Genomic DNA, 649 nt, shown 5'->3' on the forward strand with positions numbered 1-649 from the left:
AGTTCCTCGACGCTCTTCGCAAGTAACGATGAAAGGCTCACCACAGCGAATTCGTAGTCGCGGGCCTCCGAGGTCGTAACGCTGATAAAGCTCTGTGCCAACGCGATGGTTCGCTCCGCCTCGCGTCGCACACCGGTCACCAATTCGGCCACGCCCACACGTGACGACTTCATTTCATACAACTCCACCAAGCTCAGGAGGTTGATTTGCGGGCTGCGCAGGTCGTGCCATAAGAAGTTCAGCCACGTGGCCCGCTCGCTTTCGGCTTGTCTTTCTTGAGTCAGCTCGCGAAGCACGACGATCCAGGTCACAGGCGCAGGAGCCGGCACGTCGTCAATGCACGTGGCCTCGATCGAAAATATTTTCCCCAGCGGGGTTTTGTATTCACCGTCGAGCGCCTGCGACCAATGCTCGTTGAGTTCAGGCCTCCGGATGCTGGATTTGCTCTCAAGCTGCGCGATGATTGCCGGGAGACTTTCTTTGGCCGTCGATCGCGTGCCGAGCGAAAGCTCGGGCAGCAGCGCGGCGGCGGCAGCGTTCAGCACGTCGATGCTTCCGTCGGATCGGCACAGCACGACGGCGATGGGAAGTTTCAACAGCGAGAACCGCATGTATGCCTCCAATCGCATGAGTCGCACGATTGCGTGAT

Annotated in this window: 1 pseudogene; it reads right to left on the bottom strand. The window is 59.0% G+C overall.

Features of this window, described 5'->3' with window-relative positions:
- Window positions 1-611: pseudogene (locus tag QN413_RS27075) on the bottom strand (hypothetical protein); the annotation flags it as partial.
- Window positions 612-649: the final 38 nt, after the last annotated feature.

The sequence above is a fragment of the Variovorax sp. LG9.2 genome (assembly GCF_035018885.1).
Taxonomy (GTDB): Bacteria; Pseudomonadota; Gammaproteobacteria; order Burkholderiales; family Burkholderiaceae_C; genus Variovorax.